The sequence below is a fragment of the Streptomyces sp. NPDC002640 genome (assembly GCF_053592575.1).
Genome location: NZ_JBSFVZ010000031.1, coordinates 73,392 through 93,717, shown reverse-complemented (window position 1 = coordinate 93,717; position 20,326 = coordinate 73,392). Strand labels below are relative to the sequence as shown.

Genomic DNA, 20,326 nt, shown 5'->3' with positions numbered 1-20,326 from the left:
TCGCTTCATGCCGCCGGAGTAGGTGGAGGCGGGCTTGCCGGCGGCGTCGACGAGGTCGAAGCGTTCGAGGAGTTCGGTGGTGATCCGCCTGCCCTTGGTGCGGGGGAGGTGGTGCAGGTCGGCCATGAGGAGCATGTTCTCCTCGCCGGTGATCAGCCCGTCCACGGCGGAGAACTGGCCCGTGACCCCGATCAGGGACCGCACCGCCTGGGCCTCGGCGGCGATGTCGTGGCCTCCGACGGTGACCTGTCCGCCGTCCGCGGAGATGAGCGTGGACAGGATCTTGACCGCGGTGGTCTTGCCGGCGCCGTTCGGCCCGAGCAAGGAGAAGACGGTGCCTTCCGGAACGGACAGGTCGACGCCGTCGAGGACGGTCTTGTCGCCGTAGGACTTCCGCAGGCCGTGTGCCGTGATGGCCGGGCTGGTCATGTGAGGGTCCCCCTTCGTGGTGGTTGTCTGCTCAGAGGCTCAGAGGCTCGGAGGCTCAGAGGCTCAGCGGCTCGGAGGCTGCGCGGGCGCTGATGTCGCCGTAGCCGGTGGTGGCGTGGATGTTCAGGGCGGCCGCGGCGCCGTCGGCGTTCCGCAGGGTGTTCTCGACGCGGCCCGAGCCGGTGCCGGCGTCGAGCGTCGCGGAGACGCCCGGGGCGGCGACGATCTCGATGGCGCCCATCTCGGTGCGCAGGGAGACGGTGCCGCGGTGGGCCTCGAAGATCCGGATGGTGCCCTTCTGGGTGCTGATGTCGGCGGGGCCGGTCAGCCGGGCGACGATCACGTTGCCGGCGGAGACGGTCACCCGGGTGTCGGCGCTCTCGTCGAGCTTCACCGCACCCTGGGCCGCCTCCACGACCACGTCGCCCAGCCGTCCGACGCCGCGGAACTCGCCGTCGGCGGCCCTGGCGTCGACGTGCGAACCGGCGGGCAGCCGGACCGTCACCGTCACGGCGCCGGAGTGACCGAGGACCCGGTTCTTCGGCTCGGGGGCCACCACCCGCAGGGTGCCGCCCTCGAAGGTGACCTCGACCTGCTCCGCGGCCCGCACGTCGCGGCTCCGGCCGGCGTCCGCGGGGAGGACCTCGACGGTGGTGTCGGCCCGGTCGGCGGCGATCAGCCGCACGCTGCCCGCCGGGATGTCGACGACGGCCGAGACAGGGGCGGGGGTGTCGAACGTGTGCATGGTGCTCTCCTTCATCCGTCGGCGCCTGCCGTGCGCCGTCGTGCTGTTTCCGATGATGGAAAGCTACGTTGCGTTCATGATTTCTGGCAACACACTTGTTGCAAAGGGATCGTTGAATCGCAGGTGGGGACAGGTGAATCGTTGCATCGAGTCTGTCGGGGAATGCAACGTACGGGAGCGCGCTCGTTGCAATGTCTGATGTGCCGGAGTTAGGGTGAGGGCAACCCCTCATGCACCACGAAGGAGTCCCCCGATGCCGGGAGGCAGGCTCACGCAGCAGGAACGTCAGCAGATCGCCCTGGGACTGGCCGACGGCCTCGCCTACGCGGAGATCGCCCGACGCCTGGAACGTCCGACCTCGACCGTCACCCGCGAGGTGATGCGCAACGGAGGCCCGACCGCCTACCGCCCCGACCTGGCCCATCGCGCGGCCGAGCGCCGCACGCAGCGCCGCGGGCCGGCGGTGCGGCGGGACGCGGCGCCGCCGCGGGAGATCGACGGGCGGGACGGCCGTGCGGTGCGCGAGTTCGAGGAGATGTTCACCGACATCCTGATGCAGACGGGCCTGCCGAAGATGATGGCCCGGGTCGCGGCCTGCCTCTACACGACGGACGAGGGCAGCCTCTCCGCGGGTGAACTGGCCCGGCGCCTCCAGGTCAGTCCGGCGTCCGTGTCCAAGGCCGTCGCCTACCTGGAGACGCAGGGCCTGCTGCGGCGTGAGCGCGACGAGCGCCGCCGTGAGCGCTACTTCGCCGACGAGGACGTCTGGTACCAGTCGATGCTGGCCAGCGCCCGGGGAACCGCGGCAGTGGGCGACGCCGCCCGCGAGGGGGTCGGCGTCCTCGGCCCCGCCACCCCGGCAGGCGAGCGGCTGGAGAACATCGCGCGGTTCGTGGACTTCGTCAGCGAGGCCATCGTCCGCGCCGCCGAGCAGGCCCGCGACCTCCTCTCCACCAAGCCGGAGGCCGCCCCCGCCGCGCCGGAAGGCCCCGCCGCGCCGGAAGGCCCCGCCACGCCGGAAGGCCTTGCCGCGCCGGAAGGGAAGGGCGCCGGGGACTGAGGAGCCGCGCGTGGTGAGCGCACCGGCCGGGCGGGGGTTGGGTTCGCCGCCCGGCCGGGCGCGGTCCGGGCCGCCCTCAGGCGGCGGGTGAGGCCGGGCCGGCCGGGTCGGCGTCGTGACGGCCGGTCAGGACGGCGTCCGCGGTCTGCCAGGCGGCGGCGGAGAGCAGCGGACGCAACCGCACCAGCAGGGCCATCAGCCGAGGCCCCTGGCGGGCGCGGAAGTGCGGATCCACGCGGGCGATGTCCAGCTCGTTGGCCGCGGTCAGCTCCGCCAGGTCGCGGCGCTGGTCCAGGGTGAGCGAACGGGTCCGGCCGGTGAAGCGCTCCACGTAGCGGCCGGAGGGGTGGGTGAGGGCGGGGTACGTCGCCGCCCGGTCGCACAGCGCGTAGAGGTGCACCAGCGCCTCCGCCTCCGGACCGATCACCAGCGCGAGTTCGGCCCGCCGGGCCAGCCCCAGCACGGCCGGGGCGAACGCCTCGGTGCCGTAGGCGGCGTGGCACAGGCCCGCCAGTTGCAGCGCGGGCCGCGCCTCCCAGAGCGCCAGCAGCGCGCGGACGCGCACCAGGTGCTGGAGGAGCGTGCCGCCCGGATGGGCGATCGCGTCGGCGCCGAGGCGGCGTAACAGTACGACGGCCCGGTCGGCCGCCGGTGGGGGAGCGGGCACGGCAACGTGTCCTTTCGGCGGAGGGACGGGTCGGCACCCGCGCGCGTGAGGCTGCCCGCCGGCCGTCGTGAACCGGTCGGGTGCCAGGGGGTTGCGCGGGTTGCCGCCCGGGGCTGCCCTTCCGGACGATCGTGGGGCCTGGGAGGAGGGCAGGTCAATCCTTGGGTTTGCTTCCCAACTCCCAGCAGTGACTTGGGTGTTGCTAGCGTGTGCGCCGTGACTCTCGACGACCTGCGGGTGTTCGTGGCCGTCTGCCGGGCGGGTTCGCTCAGCGCCGTGGCCCGTGAGCTGGGCTGCACCCAGTCCGCGGTGAGCCAGCACGTGAAACGGCTGGAGAAGGAGACCCGCGTCAGCCTGCTGGAACGCCAGCCGCGCGGCGTGGTGCCGACGGTGGCCGGACGCATCCTGTGGGACGCGGTCTCCGACGGGCTCGCCGGGCTGGACCTCGCCCTGCGCCGCCTCGGCGACCTGGTCGACGGCGAGAGCGGCGCGGTGCGGGTGACCACCGGCGGCACCACCGTGCGGCACTTCATGGCCGAGGCCATCGTGGACTTCCGCCGCCGCTACCCCCGGGTGAGCCTGGAGTTCCAGACCGAGACCTCCAGCCGCCGCTGCTTCGACGCGCTCCTCTCCAGCAACCTCGACCTCGCCTGGATCACCATCGGCGAACCCGTCCGCGGCATCGAGCAGCGGCCGGCCATCGACCTGCCGTGGGTGCTGGCGGTCCGCGCCGACGACCCGTTGGCCGGGCGGAAGGACGTCCGCGTCGCCGACCTCGCCGACCTCCGCCTGGTGCGGCTCCCGCCCAACTCGACGTCCGGCGGGCAGCTCGACGTGGCCTTCGCAGGGTCCGGCCTGCGGGCCGGGTCCGGCACCAGCGTCGCCGACTGGGACACCGCGCTGCTCCTCGCCGAACTCGGCCTCGGCCACGCGGTCATCCCCGAGCTGCCGGGGCTGCGGGCGCAGAACGCGGGCGGGCCGCTGCGGCTGGTGCCGATCCCCGAGCTGCCGCCGCTGCAGGTCGGCTGGGCGGTGCGGCGCTGGGACGCGCTGCCGCCGCTGGCCCGGGTGTTCGCCGACACCGTCGTCCGGGCGTTGACGGGCTGACCGCGGGCGGTCGTCACCTCAACGGGTGAGGGGGCGGAAGGCGTGACGTCCTCCTCCTTCGCTGGTGAGGGTGACGCCCGGGCTGGGAACGGGGCGGTTTTCCACAGGCGAGTTCCGGCCGGATGACGCGGTTCGAACGGCGGTCGCGTCCGATCACCGGCCGGCTGGAGGGGAGGTGCGGCTTCCCTCACGCACCGTGATCGTGGTGTTACTCGACCGAGTGTGATTGTTGCTGTCACCCGCCGATCGGAGCGGCTGAATGCTGCACCCATCGAGGGGTTGTTTTCGGACACCGAACACCGTTCGAGTGGCCGGAGTACCCGCGGTGGTGTCAGTAATCTCCTGGTTCGGGAGCAGTGTGATAGAGGGGCGCGGGTCCGGAGGGGGTCCATTTCCGGCCCGGGTCGCATGACGCGCCCGGGGACGTCCGCCCGGCCCGCTGCCCCGATGGGGGGAAGTGCGTGCAGCTCAGGAATCGACGTGAGGACATCCGTGCCGGCGGCTCGGCGTTGTCGGCCCCGTGGGAGACCGCGGACAAGGCCGGTCACAGCCACGACCCGAACGAGGTCACGGTGCAGCTCGACGGCGTGGGCCGGGAGGTCGAGGAGGAACTCGAGGCGGCCGCAGGGCCGGTGACCGCGACGGCGGCGCACGGGGAGGGGGCGGACGGCCCCGTCTTCGTCGACGAGTCCGGCCGCCGGAGCCGGCGGTACCGGCGGATCGGCATCGGCGTCGGGGTGGCCTGCGCGGTGTACGCCGTGGTCATCGTGGCGACGCTGCTGTCGGGGAACTCCCACGCGCCGTGGATGCCGGTGCCGGGGAAGCAGCAGGAACAGGGACGGGGTGCGGACGGCGCGGACGGCGCGGTCACCGGGCAACTGCCGGCGGACCGCGCGGGACCGTCCGGGGCGCCGGCGCGGATGCCGGGGGGAGGGGTGGGGGCGGCCTCGTCCGCGGGGGCGGTCGCTCCGTCCGGGGGCGGCAGTACCGCGGAGGCGGGGGACGGCCGGGACGGGCGGGAGAAGCCGGGGGGTGCGGATCCGGAGCCGGGGCCCGGGCCGGGTCCGGGGCCGGGTCCGGCCAAGCCGAGTGTGGTGCCGGATCCGGATCCCGGGGGGCGGCCGGAGCCCGGTTCTTCCTCGCCGGCCGCGGAGCCGTCGCCGTCGGCGAGCGTGCCGCCGGGGCCGGACCCCACGGAAACGGCTCCCGGCGACACCACCACGGTCGCCGCCGCCCCCTGACCCACGCCCCTTGCGGCCTGCCCGCACGGCGGACGTCGCCCCCACCCTGCGGGCAGTCGTGCCGCTGGGGCGGCACGGGTGGGCGCAGGGCCTCAACGTACGCACGCTGCGGCTCGCTCCACTGGACCTCGGTCCCTCCGGGAAAGGGGCGGGTCGGGGGAGGAACAGTGCTGTCCGCCGGGGCGGCGAGGCGAGGCCCGGCGAACCGTGAGGCCTGCCGGTCGCGCGGGAGGTGTGAGGCCCCGTCGGTCCTGGGGCGCCGAAGTGGGCGGCGCGCGCAGGGAGAGCCGCCGTGAAGAAGAGACCGCACTCGTCGGAGAGAAAGCCGTACCCAGAGCCATGGCAACAACCCCCGGCCCCCGCGCCGGTACCGCCCCCCGCCCCGGAAGGCCCGGAGGGCCCGGTAGCCCCGCAAGGCCCCGCGGCCCCCGAAGCCCCGGGAAGGCGGCCGCCCGTCGCGTCAGGCGCCCCCGCCGCCTCCCGCTGCGCTACCTGCTGCCCTCGCTGATCCTCGTCGCGCTGTCGGCGATGCTGATGCTCCGCGGGTACGTGAACAGCGAGATCCTCGCCGACCACCGGGTCGGCCCGCCCGCGCCCACCGACGAGGTGCCGGAGGAGATCCTCTCCGGCGGCCCCGTCGTCGACACCCGCGGCGGGCGGGTCGAGACGCACACCGTGCCCGACCGGCGCCTGGTCCTCACCTTCGACGACGGCCCCGACCCGGAGTGGACGCCGAAGGTCCTCGACGTGCTGAAGAAGCACGACGCCCACGCCGTCTTCTTCGTCACCGGCACCATGGCCTCCCGCCACCCCGGCCTGGTCGAACGCATCGTGGAGGAGGGGCACGAGATCGGGCTGCACACCTTCAACCACCCCGACCTGTCCCTCCAGTCGCCGGAACGCATCGACTGGGAGCTGTCCCAGAACCAGACCGCCCTGGCCGGCGCCGCCGGCATCCGCACCTCGCTCTTCCGGCCGCCGTACTCGTCGTTCGCCGACGCCATGGACAACGCCGGCTGGCCGGTGACGCGGCACCTCGGCGACCGCGGCTACCTCACCGTCCTCAACAACACCGACAGCCAGGACTGGAAGCGCCCCGGCGTCGACGAGATCGTCCGGCGGGCGACCCCGCAGCACGGCGCCGGCGCCATCGTCCTGATGCACGACTCCGGCGGCGACCGCGGCCAGACCGTGGCCGCCCTCGACCGGATGCTGCCCGAACTGAAGGAGCGCGGCTACGCCCTCCAGAACCTGACCGAGGCGCTGGACTGGCCGAGCGCCCACACCCCCGTCTCCGGCGCCGAGTTGTGGAAGGGCAAGGCGTGGGTGTGGCTGGTGCAGGCGTCCCAGTCGGTCACCACGGTGCTGGTGGCGGGCCTGGTGGTGGTCGGCGTGCTGGTCATCGCACGGTTCGCGCTGATGCTGGCGCTGTCCGCGTTCCACGTCCGCCGGACGCGCCGCCGCAAGGGGCGGTGGGGCGAGCGCCCGGTGACCGAACCGGTGACGGTGCTGGTCCCGGCGTACAACGAGGCCAAGTGCATCGAGAACACGGTCCGTTCGCTGATGCGCGGCGAGCACCCGATCGAGGTGGTCGTCGTCGACGACGGCTCCTCCGACGGCACCGCGGACCTCGTGGAGGCGATGGGCCTGCCCGACGTTCGGGTGGTGCGCCAGGCGAACGCCGGCAAGCCCGCCGCGCTCAACCGGGGCATCGCCCACGCGAGCCACGACATCATCGTGATGATGGACGGCGACACCGTCTTCGAGCCCGCCACCGTGCGGGAGCTGGTGCGGCCGTTCGCCGACCCCGGGGTCGGGGCGGTGGCCGGCAACGCCAAGGTCGGCAACCGGGACTCGCTGATCGGGGCGTGGCAGCACATCGAGTACGTGATGGGGTTCAACCTGGACCGCCGGATGTACGACGTGCTGCGCTGCATGCCCACCATCCCCGGCGCCGTCGGGGCGTTCCGGCGCACCGCGCTGGAGCGGGTCGGCGGGATGAGCGAGGACACCCTCGCCGAGGACACCGACATCACCATGGCGATCCACCGCGACGGCTGGCAGGTCGTCTACGCGGAGGACGCCCGGGCGTGGACCGAGGCGCCCGAGTCCGTCCAGCAGCTGTGGTCGCAGCGGTACCGGTGGTCCTACGGCACGATGCAGGCCATCTGGAAGCACCGGGGCGCGTTCCTCGACAAGGGCTCCTCCGGCCGGTTCGGGCGGGTCGGGCTGCCGCTGGTCTCCCTCTTCATGGTCCTCGCGCCGCTGCTGGCCCCGCTGTTCGACGTGTTCCTGGTCTACGGCCTGATCTTCGGGCCCACGGGCGCCACGGTCGGCGCCTGGCTGGGCGTGCTGGCCGTGCAGGCGGTCTGCGCGGCCTACGCGTTCCGCCTCGACAAGGAGCCCCTGCGGCACCTGATCTCCCTGCCGCTGCAGCAGATCCTGTACCGGCAGCTGATGTACGTGGTGCTGCTCCAGTCGTGGATCACCGCCCTGACCGGGGGCCGCCTGCGCTGGCAGAAGCTGCGGCGCACCGGCGTGGTCGGGGCGGCGCCGACCTCCGGGCCCGCGCCCGCCGCCGGCACGGGCGCCCGGGGGGCCGCCGCGTGAGCGTGGGGGCGACGAGCACGACGCCGGTCGCCGTCGCGGGCGACGACGCGCCCGCGGCGGAGGGCCGCGACCGGTACCTGGACCTGCTGCGGGCCCTCGCCCTGCTGAGAGTGACCGTCTTCCACGTCTTCGGCTGGGCCTGGCTGACGGTGCTGTTCCCGTCCATGGGCGTGATGTTCGCGCTGGCAGGGTCGCTGACCGCGCGGTCCCTGGGACGGCCGGGCGGGACGCCCCGCACGGTGATCGCCTCCCGGCTGCGGCGTCTGCTGCCACCGCTGTGGGCGTTCTCCGCGGTGCTCCTGGGGCTGCTGTTCCTCGGCTTCGGATGGCGGCCGCAGGGCCTGGGGGGCGCCGCCGCGCTGCTCACCTACCTGCTGCCGGTGGGGGCCCCGCCGTACCCGGAGAGTTCCGGATCCCCGTCCGGGGCGCTGGAGACGACCTGGGCGGCGGACGGGGCCGGACCCCTCTGGTACCTGCGGGCGTACCTGTGGTTCCTGGTCGCCTCGCCGCTGCTGCTGCGGCTGTACCGGCGGGCGCCCTGGCCCACCCTGTTCGCGCCGCTCGCCCTCACCGGGGTGTTCGGCACGGGGCTGGTGACGGTGCCGGGGGAGACCGGCGAGGTGGTCAAGGACTTCTGCGTGTACGGCGGTTGCTGGCTGCTGGGGTTCGCCCACCAGGACGGCGCGCTGGCGCGGCTGCCGCGGTACGTGTCCGTGTCCTGCGCCTCGACACTGATGGGCCTCGCCCTGTGGTGGGCCTCCGGGCACCAGGGCGAGCAGCGGTGGAACCTCGACGACGTCCCGCCGGCCCAGGCGCTGTGGTCGTTCGGGTTCGTCGCGGTGCTGCTGGTGTACGCGCCGGCGTGGCGGGAGCTGCCGGGGCGGTGGCGGCGGTGGGACGGCCTGGTCACCCTGGCCAACAACCGGGCGGTCACGGTCTACCTCTGGCACAACCTGCTGATCGCGCTGACGTTCCCGGTGCTGGCGGCGGCCGGTGTGGGCGGCGCGGCGACGCAGCCCGCGGCGTTCCTGCTGCTGTGGCCGATGCTCGCCCTGGCCGTCCTCGCGTTCGGCCCGCTGGAGGACCTCGCGGCGGGCCGCCCCGTCCGCCTGTGGCCCACGGGACGGTGAGCCCGCGCGGACCCGTGGACGCCGCCCCGCGGACCCGTGGCCGCCACCCCACCGGTCCGGCGGGACCTCTCAGCCCGGGTCGCCCGCGGGTGAGAGCAACGTTCCACCGTGGTCACCGGCCCGCACCCGGCACGGAAACGCACGCTCCCTAGCGTCGGTGCCGTCAGTCGGTGACCCACCGTGGAGGCGTCATGAGCACAGCCCCCGTTCCCGTCGAGAGCAAGAGGTCCGGCCGCTGGATCGAGCACTGGGACCCGGAGGACGAGACGTTCTGGAGGGAGAAGGGCGAGAAGGTCGCCCGCCGGAACCTGTTCTTCTCCGTGCTCTCCGAGCACATCGGGTTCTCGGTGTGGACGCTCTGGTCCGTGCTGGTCCTCTTCATGGGCCCGGAGTACGGCCTGACCCCCGCGGACAAGTTCCTGCTGACCTCGATGGTCACCCTGGTCGGCGCCGTCGTCCGCGTCCCGTACACGTTCGCCGTGGCGATCTTCGGCGGCCGGAACTGGACGGTGATCTCCGCCAGCATGCTGCTGGTGCCGACGGTCGCCGCGTTCTGGGTGATGGAGCCGGGCACCTCGTTCACCACCTTCCTCCTGGTCGGCCTGCTGGCCGGCGTCGGCGGCGGCAACTTCGCCTCCAGCATGACCAACATCAACGCCTTCTTCCCGCTCCGCAAGAAGGGCTGGGCGCTCGGCCTCAACGCGGGCGGCGGCAACATCGGCGTGCCGGTGATCCAGCTCGTCGCGCTCGCCGTCATCGGCGCGGGCGGCGGCCCCCGGCTGCTGCTGGGCGTCTACATCCCGCTGATCGTGGTCGCCGCCGCCCTCTCCTGGGCGTACATGGACAACATCGCCTCCGTGCGCAACGACACCGGCGCGGCGGTCGACGCGGCCAAGGACCGCCACACCTGGATCATGGCGGTCCTCTACATCGGCACCTTCGGCTCGTTCATCGGCTACAGCTTCGCCTTCGGCATGGTGCTGCAGACCCAGTTCGGCCGGACCCCGCTGGAGGCGGCCGGCGTCACCTTCATCGGGCCGCTGCTCGGCTCGCTGATCCGCCCCGTCGGCGGACGGCTCGCCGACCGGTTCGGCGGCGCCCGGATCACCCTCTACAACTTCGTCGCCATGGCCGCCGCCACCGTGGTCCTCGTCCTGGCCGGCCGGGCGGGCTCCCTCACCCCGTTCACCTGCGCCTTCGTGGTGCTGTTCGTGCTGACGGGCCTCGGCAACGGGTCGACGTTCAAGATGATCCCGGGCATCTTCCACCGCAAGGCGCTGGCGCGCGGGCTGCGCGGCGAGGCCGCGGACGCCTACGGCCGGCGGCTCTCCGGCGCCTCCATGGGCCTGATCGGCGCGGTCGGCGCCCTCGGCGGCGTGGGCATCAACCTGGCGTTCCGGCAGTCCTTCATGACCACCGCCTCCGGCACCGCCGCCTTCCTCGCCTTCCTCGCCGTGTACGCGGTGTGCATCCTGGTCACCTGGGCGGTATACCTTCGCCGCCCGGCCGCCGCCGCGGCCCAGCGGGACGGCAGCCGGACCGACGGCGACGCGAAGCCGCAGCTCAGCTATGCCGAGGTGTGACGTAACGGCCTGGAAATCAGGAAGATCCGAGTCTGTCACGCGCCGTTGACAGGCTCGGTTCCCCTGCGGGGCCTGTCACCCGGCGCCGCACGACGCGACAGCCGGACGACAGCTGGACGACAGCGGGACGAGAGCGGGACGAGAGCCGGATGGAAGACCAGGAACTGCAGCGACCGCAGGACGACCACGGCCCGCTGGCCGGTTTCACCGTGGGCGTGACCGCCGCCCGCCGGGCCGAGGAACTCGGCGCGCTCCTCCAGCGGCGCGGCGCCGGCGTCGTCCACGCCCCCGCGCTGCGGATCGTGCCGCTTTCCGACGACGGCGAACTCCTCGCCGCCACCGAGGAACTGATCCGCCGCGCCCCCGACCTGGCGGTCGCCACCACCGCCATCGGCTTCCGCGGCTGGGTGGAGGCCGCCGAGGGTTGGGGGCTCGGCGGCGACCTGCTGCGCGTCCTCGGCCAGGTCCGCATCCTGGCCCGCGGACCCAAGGTCAAGGGCGCCGTGCGGGCCGCCGGGCTCACCGAGGAGTGGTCGCCCGCCTCCGAGTCGATGGCCGAGGTCCTCGACCGGATGCTGTCCGAGGGCGTCGAGGGCCGCCGGGTCGCCGTCCAGCTCCACGGCGAACCCCTGCCCGGGTTCGTGGAGGCGCTGCGGGAGGCCGGCGCCGAGGTCGTCGGGGTGCCCGTCTACCGGTGGATGCCGCCGGAGGACATCGCCCCGGTCGACCGGCTGCTGGACGCCGTCCTGGCCCGCGGCGTCGACGCCGTCACCTTCACCAGCGCCCCCGCCGCCGCCTCCTTCCTGTCCCGCGCCGAGGCCCGCGGACAGCTCCCCGCCCTCCTCGCCGCCCTCGGCCACGACGTGCTGTCCGCCTGCGTCGGCCCGGTCACCGCCCTGCCGCTGCACGCGCACGGCGTGGAGACCGTCCAGCCCGAGCGGTTCCGGCTCGGCCCGCTGGTCCAGGTCCTGTGCCAGGAACTCCCCGCCCGCGCCCACGCCCTGCCGCTGGCCGGCCACACCGTGGAGATCCGCGGCCACGCGGTGCTGGTCGACCACCAGCTGCGCCCCGTCCCCCCGGCCGGGATGGCGCTGCTGCGCGCCCTGGCCCGCCGCCCCGGCTGGGTGGTGTCCCGCGCCGACCTGCTGCGCGCCCTGCCCGGCGCGGGCCGCGACGAGCACGCCGTGGAGACCGCCATGGCCCGGCTGCGCGGCGCGCTCGGCGCCCCCAAGCTGATCCAGACCGTCGTCAAGCGCGGCTACCGGCTCGCCCTGGACCCCGCGGCGGACGCCAAGTACGCGAATTGACCCAGGTCGCGTACTGTTGACGGCCGCCCAGTACGCAAGAAGGGGACACCGGTGGCCGCTCAGGCACAAAACGGAACCGCCCTCGGGTCGGCGCGTGACAGCGCGCGCGACACCGACGGCGGGGCGGCGGGGGAGTCCGCCAGAGAGCGCGAGATCGCCCTCGAGCAGGAACACCTCGACCGCGTCTACGTCCGCCTCGAGGAGAAGATCTCCGAGGCGGAGTTCCTGATGCGCGACGCCGCCCGGAAGGGCCACGTCGGCACGCCCGGAGCGCTCGCCGAACGCGACGCGCAGGTCTTCCGGGCCGGCATCCACCTCAACCGGCTCAACAACGAGTACGAGGACTTCCTCTTCGGCCGCATCGACATGCTCCGGGGCAAGGACGGCAAGAAGGGCCCCGACGGCGCCTACACCGCCGTGGAGCCCGCCGAGGGAGCCGTCCGCGAGGACGACACGGCGGACATCGCGGAGACCCTGCACATCGGCCGGATCGGCGTCCTCGACGAGGACTACTCGCCGCTGGTCATCGACTGGCGCGCCCCCGCCGCCGCCCCGTTCTACCGCGCCACCCCCGTCGACCCCGGCCGGGTGGTGCGCCGCCGCGTGATCCGCTCCCGCAACCGCACGGTGCTCGGCGTCGAGGACGACCTGATGCGCCCGCGGCTCACCGCCTACCTGGACGGCGAGGAACTCGCCGTCATCGGCGACGGCGCGCTGATGGCCGCGCTGGGCCGCTCCCGCGGACACACCATGCGGGACATCGTCTCCTCCATCCAGGCCGAGCAGGACCAGGTGATCCGCGCCCCCGCCGCCTCGGTCACCTACGTCGAGGGCGGGCCGGGCACCGGCAAGACCGCCGTCGCCCTGCACCGCGCCGCCTACCTGCTCTACCAGGACCGGCGGCGCTACGCGGGCGGCATCCTGATCGTCTCCCCGACGCCGCTGCTGGTCGCCTACACCGAGGGCGTGCTGCCCTCACTGGGCGAGGAGGGACAGGTCGCCATCCGCGCCATCGGCTCCCTGGTCGACGGCGCCGAGGCCACCCGGCACGACTCCCCGGCCACCGCCCGGATCAAGGGCTCCTACCGGATGCTCAAGGTGCTGCGGAAGGCCGCCCGGGGCGCCCTCGAACTGGGCCCCGGCGGCCGGGGCGACACCCCGGCCCCCGAACGGCTGCGGGTGGTCGCCTTCGGCCGCCGCCTGGAGCTGGAGGCCGGCGAGCTGGAGCAGATCCGGCACACCGCCCTCGGCGGCACCGCCCCCGTCAACCTGCTGCGCCCGCGCGCCCGCAGACTGCTGCTGGACGCCCTGTGGCGGAAGTCCGGCGCCGGCTCCCGGCACACCGACCCCGAGCTCGCCGCCGAACTGCGCTCCTCCTTCGACGAGGACGTCACCACCGAGGACCCGTTCGTCGAGTTCCTCGACGCCTGGTGGCCCGAACTCGCCCCCCGCACGGTGCTGACCGCGATGGCCGACGAACGGCGGCTGGGCCGCTGGGCACGCCGGGTCCTCAACCCCGGCGAGGTGCGCAAGGTCGCCCGGTCGCTGCGCCGCGACGGCCTCACCGTCCACGACATCGCCCTGCTCGACGAGCTGGAGGCCGTCCTCGGCACGCCCGTCCGCCCCCGCCGCAAGCGGGAACTGGACCCGCTGGACCAGCTCACCGGCCTGGAGGAGCTGATGCCGCACCGCGAGGAGACCCAGCGCGAGCGGGCCGAACGGCTGGCGAGGGAGCGCGTGGAGTACGCGCACGTCATCGTCGACGAGGCGCAGGACCTGACGCCGCTGCAGTGGCGGATGGTCGGACGGCGCGGCCGGCACGCCACCTGGACGGTGGTCGGCGACCCGGCCCAGTCCTCCTGGTCCGATCCGGACGAGGCGGCCCAGGCCCGCGACGAGGCCCTGGGCAGCCGCCCCCGGCGCCGGTTCACCCTGACCGTGAACTACCGCAACCCGTCGGAGATCGCCGACCTGGCCGCCAAGGTGCTGGCGCTGGCCATGCCGGGCTCCGAGGCGCCGACCGCGGTGCGCTCCACCGGCGTGCGGCCGCGGTTCGCCGTGGCCGCGGACGGCCTGGGCGCCGCCGTGCGGGCCGAGGCGGAGCGGCTGCTCGGGCTGGTCGACGGCACGGTCGGCGTCGTCGTCGCCATGAACCGCCGCGACGAGGCGGCCCGCTGGGTGGACGGCCTGGGCGACCGGGTGGTCGCCCTGGGCAGCCTGGAGGCCAAGGGCCTGGAGTACGACGCCACGGTGGTCGTCTCCCCGGCCGAGATCGCCGACGAGTCCCCGGCGGGTTTGCGGGTGCTGTACGTGGCCCTCACCCGGGCTACGCAGCAGCTCACCGTGGTCTCCGGGGAGCGGGACGAACCGGACGCCGACGGCGTTCCCGACCTGCTGCGGGACTGACCCCGGGCCCGGAGCCCGGGAGCGCGGAAGCCGAGGAGGCCCGGACCGCCGGTGCGGTCCGGGCCCCTCCCGTCGTGCGGGTCTCAGCCTGTCGTGCGGGCTCAGCTGCCCGCGCCGCCCTTGCGGTCGCGCACCATGATCGCGCCGCCGGTGGCCACCAGCAGCGCCGCGGCGAAGACCAGGCCGGTCACCGAGCCGGCGCCGGTCTCCGCCAGGTCGCCCGCGGTGGTCACCCGCGAGGCGGTCGTCGCCGTCACCTGCTCGTCGGCGCCCCGCGCGGGCCCCTCGCCGCCCGCGGCGGCGGCCACCGAGGCGGGGCAGGTGTGGGAGGGGGCGACGTGCCCGACGTCCGCGCCCTCGGTCTCGGCGACGGCCCCGACCAGCCGCGCGCCGGGCGCGGAGGCGACGTAGGCGTGCCGGTCGTCCGGCGGGCCGAAGGAGGTGACGACCTGTCGGCCGCCGGGCTCGAAGGTGACGGTGAGCCGGGTCAGGACCGTGCTGCCGCCCGGCAGGGCGAAGTGCCAGCCGTCCCGGTCGGCCGGGACCAGCTCCGCGGGGCAGTCGCCGTGCTCGAACTCGGCGGCGGTGACCGGGAGTTCCTGGCTCGTCCGCTCGACGTGGGCGCCCCCGCCGGCGGCCGCGGAGAAGGCCGCGCCGGCGAGGAGGAGGGACGCCGCGAGGGGCAGCACGGCGGCCCGGCGGGGAACAGAGGAGGGGGACATGGGGGGACCTCTGGCTCGGAAGCGGTGAGAAGCGGTGAGGTGGGGCCGAAAGGCGAGCTTCCTGTTCCGTGGTGATCAAGGTCAAGGCGCGAAAGGATCGCTTGGCGGAGACTGCCCGGCTTTGCTCCGGATAACGATTCGGCAACGGCGCGTTTAGCGGGCGCGCGGGATCGTCGGGAGTCCGCGAGGAAAACGGCCGCGGGGGAATGGCGTGGCCGGAACCGTTTGTTAGCCTGGACGTGACACCGGCCCGATCCAAGCCCCCGGGCCCAACCTTCGTCGCTACGAGCGACCACTTGCCGCGAGGCGAGCATGGCGGGTCGGTGTCACCTCTCACTTCCGGGGAATCCGAGACCCATGTCACCGGCGCGGCGGCATGGGTCTTCGCGTTCCCCGCAGCGGTCAGGGGTTCGAGGCCGGTTCCCGGCTTTCCGGGCATGTGACGTGAACCATGCCGACTAACGCCTACTCGTCAGTAGGTGCGACGATCGGACGGCAGATTCGATTCCGCCACCGCCCTGCGGCCTGCCCTCGCCCTTCGGCGTCGTACGGCAGCGGCGGTCACGGTCGCACAGCAGTACACAGCAGTACACGGAAAGCAGAGGAACTCCGCCATGGCTACGGCGCCCAGCGTCTCCTACTCGATGACCATCCGGCTGGAGGTGCCCGCCAGTGGAACCGCGGTGTCGCAGCTCACCACCGCCGTGGAGTCCTCCGGAGGCTCGGTGACCGGCCTCGACGTCACCGCCTCGGGCCACGAGAAGCTCCGGATCGACGTCACCATCGCCGCCACCTCCACCGCGCACGCCGACGAGATCGTCGAGAACCTGCGCACCATCGAGGGCGTCACGCTGGGCAAGGTCTCCGACCGTACCTTCCTGATGCACCTCGGCGGCAAGATCGAGATGGCGTCCAAGCACCCCATTCGCAACCGTGACGACCTCTCCATGGTCTACACGCCGGGCGTGGCCCGGGTGTGCATGGCCATCGCGGAGAACCCCGAGGACGCGCGCCGCCTGACCATCAAGCGCAACTCCGTCGCCGTGGTCACCGACGGCTCCGCCGTGCTGGGCCTCGGCAACATCGGCCCCAAGGCCGCCCTGCCCGTGATGGAGGGCAAGGCCGCCCTCTTCAAGCGGTTCGCCGGCATCGACGCCTGGCCGATCTGCCTGGACACCCAGGACTCCGACGCGATCGTCGAGATCGTCAAGGCGATCGCCCCGGGCTTCGCCGGCATCAACCTCGAGGACATCTCCGCCCCGCGCTGCTTCGAGATCGAGGCCCGCCTGCGCGAGGCCCTGGACATCCCGGTCTTCCACGACGACCAGCACGGCACCGCCATCGTGGTGCTGGCGGCGCTCACCAACGCGCTGCGGGTGGTCGGCAAGAACATCGGCGACGTCCGGGTGGTCATGTCCGGTGCCGGCGCGGCCGGCACCGCCATCCTCAAGCTGCTGCTGGCCGCCGGTGTGAAGAACGCCGTGGTCGCCGACATCCACGGCGTGGTGCACGCCGGCCGGCACGACCTGGTCGACGCCACGCCGGACTCCGCGCTGCACTGGATCGCCGACAACACCAACCCGGAGAACCTCACCGGCACCCTCAAGGAGGCGGTGCGCGGCGCGGACGTCTTCATCGGTGTCTCCGCCCCGAACGTCCTGGACGGCGACGACGTGGCCGCGATGGCCCCGGACGCCATCGTCTTCGCGCTCGCGAACCCCGACCCGGAGGTCGACCCGGCCGTCGCCCGGCAGACCGCCGCGGTGGTCGCCACCGGCCGCTCGGACTTCCCGAACCAGATCAACAACGTGCTGGTCTTCCCCGGCGTCTTCCGCGGCCTGCTGGACGCGCAGTCCCGGACCGTCGACACCGGCATGATGCTGGCCGCCGCGACCGCCCTGGCCGACGTGGTCACCGAGGACGAGCTGAACGCCAACTACATCATCCCGTCCGTCTTCAACGACAAGGTCGCCGGAGCGGTCGCCGGGGCCGTCCGCCGGGCCGCCGAGGCCACCCAGGGCTGAGCCCCCGCGCCCGCGACCGGGCGCTTGCGAAGACCCCGTCCCGCCCCTCCGGCGGGGCGGGGCGAGCGCTGTCCGTGGCAGGACGTACCGTGGTGGGGCACCGCGGCAGGAGCCGCCGTGCGTGGTGGCCACGCCACGCGTACGTGTGACTCCCCGCCGTGTTCGCCGGTGCCGGATTGGCTTTAGCGCCGCAGGTGGGGGCAGGATGCCTCTCTGGGCGCGAGGGTCCGACCACGGACCCGGGTGCGGGGGACTCTCCGGTGACCCTGGCAGCATCGGCTTCGCTGTGCCCGACATGCGGCTCCGCCGCGTGGCACGCCTCAACGGCAAGAAGAAACACGGGAGTAAGAACATGAACCGCAGTGAGCTGGTGGCCGCGCTGGCCGACCGCGCCGAGGTGACCCGCAAGGACGCCGACGCCGTTCTGGCCGCGTTCGCCGAGGTTGTCGGCGACATCGTCGCCAAGGGTGACGAGAAGGTCACCATCCCCGGCTTCCTGACCTTCGAGCGCACCCACCGTGCCGCTCGCACCGCCCGCAACCCGCAGACCGGCGAGCCGATCCAGATTCCGGCCGGCTACAGCGTGAAGGTCTCCGCGGGCAGCAAGCTGAAGGAAGCCGCCAAGGGCAAGTGACCCGGCCGCTCCGGGCAGCGTGAAGGGCGGCCGTTCCCCCAGGGGAACGGCCGCCCTTCGGCATGCCCGTGTGCCCGCCCCCAAGGGGCGGGCGGTGAGGCGTCAGCCCAGCGGCTTGCCGGGCAGCTCGACCTTGGCGCCGAGGTCGACGAGCTTGTCCATGAAGTTCTCGTAGCCCCGGTTGATGAGCTCGATGCCGTGGACCTTGGAGGTGCCCTCCGCGGCCAGCGCCGCGATCAGGTACGAGAACCCGCCGCGCAGGTCGGGGATGACCAGGTCCGCGCCCTGCAGCCGCGTCGGGCCCGACACGACCGCGGAGTGCAGGAAGTTGCGCTGCCCGAACCGGCAGTGCGAGCCGCCCAGGCACTCGCGGTAGAGCTGGATGTGCGCGCCCATCTGGTTGAGCGCGGAGGTGAAGCCCAGCCGCGACTCGTAGACCGTCTCGTGGATGATCGACAGGCCCGTGGCCTGCGTGAGCGCCACGACCAGCGGCTGCTGCCAGTCGGTCTGGAAGCCGGGGTGGACGTCCGTCTCCAGCGCGATCGACTTCAGCTCGCCGCCGGGGTGCCAGAAGCGGATGCCCTCGTCGTCGATCTCGAAGGCGCCGCCGACCTTCCGGTAGGTGTTCAGGAAGGTCATCATCGAGCGCTGCTGGGCGCCGCGGACGTAGATGTTGCCGTGCGTGGCCAGCGCCGCGGACGCCCAGGAGGCGGCCTCCAGGCGGTCCGGCAGCGCGCGGTGGGTGTAGCCGTCGAGCTTGTCGACACCGGTGACCCGGATGGTCCGGTCGGTGTCCATCGCGATGATCGCGCCCATCTTCTGCAGCACGCAGATGAGGTCCTCGATCTCCGGCTCGACCGCCGCGTTGGAGAGCTCCGTCACACCCTCGGCCAGCACGGCCGTCAGCAGCACCTGCTCGGTGGCGCCCACCGACGGGTAGGGCAGCTCGATCTTGGTGCCGCGGAGCCGCTGCGGGGCCTCCAGGTACTGGCCGTCGGCCCGCTTCTCGATGCGCGCGCCGAACTGCCGCAGCACCTCGAAGTGGAAGTCGATCGGACGGCCGCCGATGTCGCAGCCGCCCAGGCCCGGGATGAACGCGTGGCCCAGACGGTGCAGCAGCGGGCCGCACAGCAGGATCGGGATCCGGGACGAGCCGGCGTGGGCGTCGATGTCGGCGACGTTGGCGCTCTCCACGTGCGAGGGGTCCATGACCAGCTCGCCCGGTTCCTCGCCGGGGCGCACCGTCACGCCGTGCAGCTGCAGCAGGCCCCGCACGACGCGAACGTCGCGGATGTCGGGCACGTTGCGCAGCCGGCTCGGTCCGGAACCGAGGAGAGCGGCGACCATGGCCTTCGGTACGAGGTTCTTCGCACCGCGGACACGGATCTCGCCCTCGAGCGGGGTTCCGCCATGAACAAGGAGTACGTCGTCGTCAGAGCCGTTGACGGTCATGAATCTCGCGTTCCGATCGGATGGGCAGTGAGCCGGATGGCCGTTTATGGGGCGCGTCCGGACAGCTAGCGTAATGGCCGCCCACCGCCTTGGAGGAAGTCCGGAGGCGGGAGCGGGTACCGGGCCCCCACCGGAAGATCACCCAGGTGAACGGTGCGGAACGGGGTGCGTACGGGGCGTCACCGGTGAGTGACGTTCACCCTGGTACCCGCATCGGGGCTTCCCAGTGCGCCCGGATGCGGAATCATGAGGGGCATGACCGAGGTGTCCTCGCTCACAGGGCGGTTGCTGGTGGCCACGCCGGCGCTGTCGGACCCGAACTTCGACCGCGCCGTGGTGCTCCTGCTGGACCACGACGGCGACGGATCCCTGGGCGTCGTCCTCAACCGGCCCACGCCGGTCGGCGTGGCCGACGTCCTCGACGGCTGGGCTGACCACACCGGCGAGCCGGCGGTCGTCTTCCAGGGCGGGCCCGTCTCGCCGGCCTCCGCCCTGGGGGTTGCGGTGGTGCCCGGCGACGACGGCCCGGCGGGCTGGCGGCGGGTGCACGGCGCCATCGGCCTGGTCGACCTGGAGTCGCCGCCCGGACCGCTGGGCGCGGCGCTGGGCTCGCTGCGGATCTTCGCCGGGTACGCCGGGTGGGGCGCGGGCCAGCTCGAGGACGAACTCACCGAGGGCGCCTGGTACGTGGTCGAGTCCGAGCCGGGCGACGTCTCCTCGCCCACCCCCGAACGCCTCTGGCGGGACGTCCTGCGCCGCCAGCGCGGCGAGCTGGCGATGCTCGCCACCTATCCCGACGACCCGTCGCTGAACTGACCTCCGCCGGCGGCGTTCGGCCCTGACGGCACCGGGGGGCGTCCCGGTACGCTTGGCACCCATGAGCACTCTCGAGCCCGAGCGCGGCACCGGCACCGGCACGCTGGTCGAACCGACCCCGAAGACGTCGCACGGCGACGGCGACCACGAGCGCTTCGCCCACTACGTCCAGAAGGACAAGATCATGGCGAGCGCGCTGGACGGCACGCCCGTCGTGGCGCTCTGCGGCAAGGTCTGGGTGCCGGGGCGCGACCCGAAGAAGTACCCGGTCTGCCCCATGTGCAAGGAGATCTACGAGTCCATGGGCTCCGGCGGCGACGACAAGAACGGCAAGGGCGGCAAGGGCGGCAAGTGACGCCCCCTGGCCGCCGCGCGGGGGAGGCGCTAGCTTCC

17 protein-coding genes are annotated in these 20,326 nt (G+C 73.4%); 12 read left to right on the top strand and 5 right to left on the bottom strand.

Going from position 1 to position 20,326, the window contains the following annotated elements:
* Together ACWD3O_RS30740 and ACWD3O_RS30735 are read right to left on the bottom strand one after the other, a co-directional pair.
* Positions 1 to 429, bottom strand: a 429-nt coding sequence (locus tag ACWD3O_RS30740; RefSeq protein ID WP_451418145.1) for an ATP-binding cassette domain-containing protein, incomplete at its 3' end; no start/stop codon positions are given.
* Positions 430 to 484: 55 nt separating this feature from the next.
* Positions 485 to 1,174: a DUF4097 family beta strand repeat-containing protein gene (locus ACWD3O_RS30735; RefSeq protein WP_451411257.1), complete on the bottom strand. Its 690-nt coding sequence runs from the start codon at positions 1,172 to 1,174 to the stop codon at positions 485 to 487.
* A 253-nt stretch (positions 1,175 to 1,427) separates the two neighbouring features.
* Between ACWD3O_RS30735 and ACWD3O_RS30730 the strand changes: the two genes are divergently transcribed.
* Positions 1,428 to 2,234, top strand: coding sequence for a helix-turn-helix domain-containing protein (locus tag ACWD3O_RS30730; RefSeq protein ID WP_451418144.1), 807 nt, complete (start codon positions 1,428 to 1,430; stop codon positions 2,232 to 2,234).
* Between the two features lie 76 nt (positions 2,235 to 2,310).
* On the opposite strand, the gene ACWD3O_RS30725 is transcribed toward ACWD3O_RS30730, so the two are convergent.
* Complete coding sequence (locus ACWD3O_RS30725) at positions 2,311 to 2,901, bottom strand: DUF6817 domain-containing protein (protein ID WP_451411255.1); 591 nt, start codon at positions 2,899 to 2,901, stop codon at positions 2,311 to 2,313.
* A gap of 216 nt (positions 2,902 to 3,117) precedes the next feature.
* Between ACWD3O_RS30725 and ACWD3O_RS30720 the strand changes: the two genes are divergently transcribed.
* The 7 genes from ACWD3O_RS30720 (at position 3,118) to ACWD3O_RS30690 (ending at position 14,285) form a co-directional block, all read left to right on the top strand.
* Positions 3,118 to 4,008, top strand: a complete 891-nt coding sequence (locus ACWD3O_RS30720; RefSeq protein ID WP_451411254.1) for a LysR family transcriptional regulator — start codon at positions 3,118 to 3,120, stop codon at positions 4,006 to 4,008.
* 461 nt (positions 4,009 to 4,469) lie between these two features.
* Positions 4,470 to 5,249, top strand: coding sequence for a hypothetical protein (locus ACWD3O_RS30715; protein WP_451418143.1), 780 nt, complete (start codon positions 4,470 to 4,472; stop codon positions 5,247 to 5,249).
* Between the two features lie 339 nt (positions 5,250 to 5,588).
* Positions 5,589 to 7,859 (top strand): glycosyltransferase, encoded by a 2,271-nt coding sequence (locus ACWD3O_RS30710; RefSeq protein WP_451418142.1) that lies wholly within the window; start codon positions 5,589 to 5,591, stop codon positions 7,857 to 7,859.
* Positions 7,856 to 8,989 (top strand): acyltransferase family protein, encoded by a 1,134-nt coding sequence (locus tag ACWD3O_RS30705; protein ID WP_451418141.1) that lies wholly within the window; start codon positions 7,856 to 7,858, stop codon positions 8,987 to 8,989. Before ACWD3O_RS30710 ends, ACWD3O_RS30705 begins: the two co-directional genes overlap by 4 nt.
* Positions 8,990 to 9,180: 191 nt before the next feature.
* Complete coding sequence (locus ACWD3O_RS30700; RefSeq protein ID WP_451411250.1) at positions 9,181 to 10,572, top strand: nitrate/nitrite transporter; 1,392 nt, start codon at positions 9,181 to 9,183, stop codon at positions 10,570 to 10,572.
* 149 nt (positions 10,573 to 10,721) lie between these two features.
* Positions 10,722 to 11,879: a uroporphyrinogen-III synthase gene (locus tag ACWD3O_RS30695; RefSeq protein ID WP_451411249.1), complete on the top strand. Its 1,158-nt coding sequence runs from the start codon at positions 10,722 to 10,724 to the stop codon at positions 11,877 to 11,879.
* A gap of 51 nt (positions 11,880 to 11,930) precedes the next feature.
* Positions 11,931 to 14,285 (top strand): HelD family protein, encoded by a 2,355-nt coding sequence (locus ACWD3O_RS30690; protein ID WP_451418140.1) that lies wholly within the window; start codon positions 11,931 to 11,933, stop codon positions 14,283 to 14,285.
* Between the two features lie 101 nt (positions 14,286 to 14,386).
* Here the strand turns inward: ACWD3O_RS30690 and ACWD3O_RS30685 are convergent, their stop codons facing one another.
* Complete coding sequence (locus ACWD3O_RS30685) at positions 14,387 to 15,007, bottom strand: hypothetical protein (RefSeq protein WP_451418139.1); 621 nt, start codon at positions 15,005 to 15,007, stop codon at positions 14,387 to 14,389.
* A gap of 614 nt (positions 15,008 to 15,621) precedes the next feature.
* Here ACWD3O_RS30685 and ACWD3O_RS30680 point away from each other — a divergent pair.
* Together ACWD3O_RS30680 and ACWD3O_RS30675 are read left to right on the top strand one after the other, a co-directional pair.
* The gene (locus ACWD3O_RS30680; protein WP_451418138.1) at positions 15,622 to 17,031 is read left to right on the top strand and encodes a malic enzyme-like NAD(P)-binding protein; all 1,410 of its coding nucleotides are present in this window, start codon (positions 15,622 to 15,624) and stop codon (positions 17,029 to 17,031) included.
* 352 nt (positions 17,032 to 17,383) lie between these two features.
* Positions 17,384 to 17,665: an HU family DNA-binding protein gene (locus ACWD3O_RS30675; RefSeq protein WP_108955122.1), complete on the top strand. Its 282-nt coding sequence runs from the start codon at positions 17,384 to 17,386 to the stop codon at positions 17,663 to 17,665.
* Between the two features lie 102 nt (positions 17,666 to 17,767).
* On the opposite strand, the gene murA is transcribed toward ACWD3O_RS30675, so the two are convergent.
* Complete coding sequence (gene murA, locus ACWD3O_RS30670) at positions 17,768 to 19,117, bottom strand: UDP-N-acetylglucosamine 1-carboxyvinyltransferase (RefSeq protein ID WP_451411245.1); 1,350 nt, start codon at positions 19,115 to 19,117, stop codon at positions 17,768 to 17,770.
* Between the two features lie 255 nt (positions 19,118 to 19,372).
* On the opposite strand from murA, the gene ACWD3O_RS30665 reads away from it, so the two are divergent.
* Both ACWD3O_RS30665 and ACWD3O_RS30660 read left to right on the top strand, forming a co-directional pair.
* Positions 19,373 to 19,933 (top strand): YqgE/AlgH family protein, encoded by a 561-nt coding sequence (locus ACWD3O_RS30665; protein WP_451411244.1) that lies wholly within the window; start codon positions 19,373 to 19,375, stop codon positions 19,931 to 19,933.
* 61 nt (positions 19,934 to 19,994) lie between these two features.
* Positions 19,995 to 20,288: a DUF3039 domain-containing protein gene (locus ACWD3O_RS30660; protein ID WP_356134212.1), complete on the top strand. Its 294-nt coding sequence runs from the start codon at positions 19,995 to 19,997 to the stop codon at positions 20,286 to 20,288.
* Positions 20,289 to 20,326 lie beyond the last annotated feature (38 nt).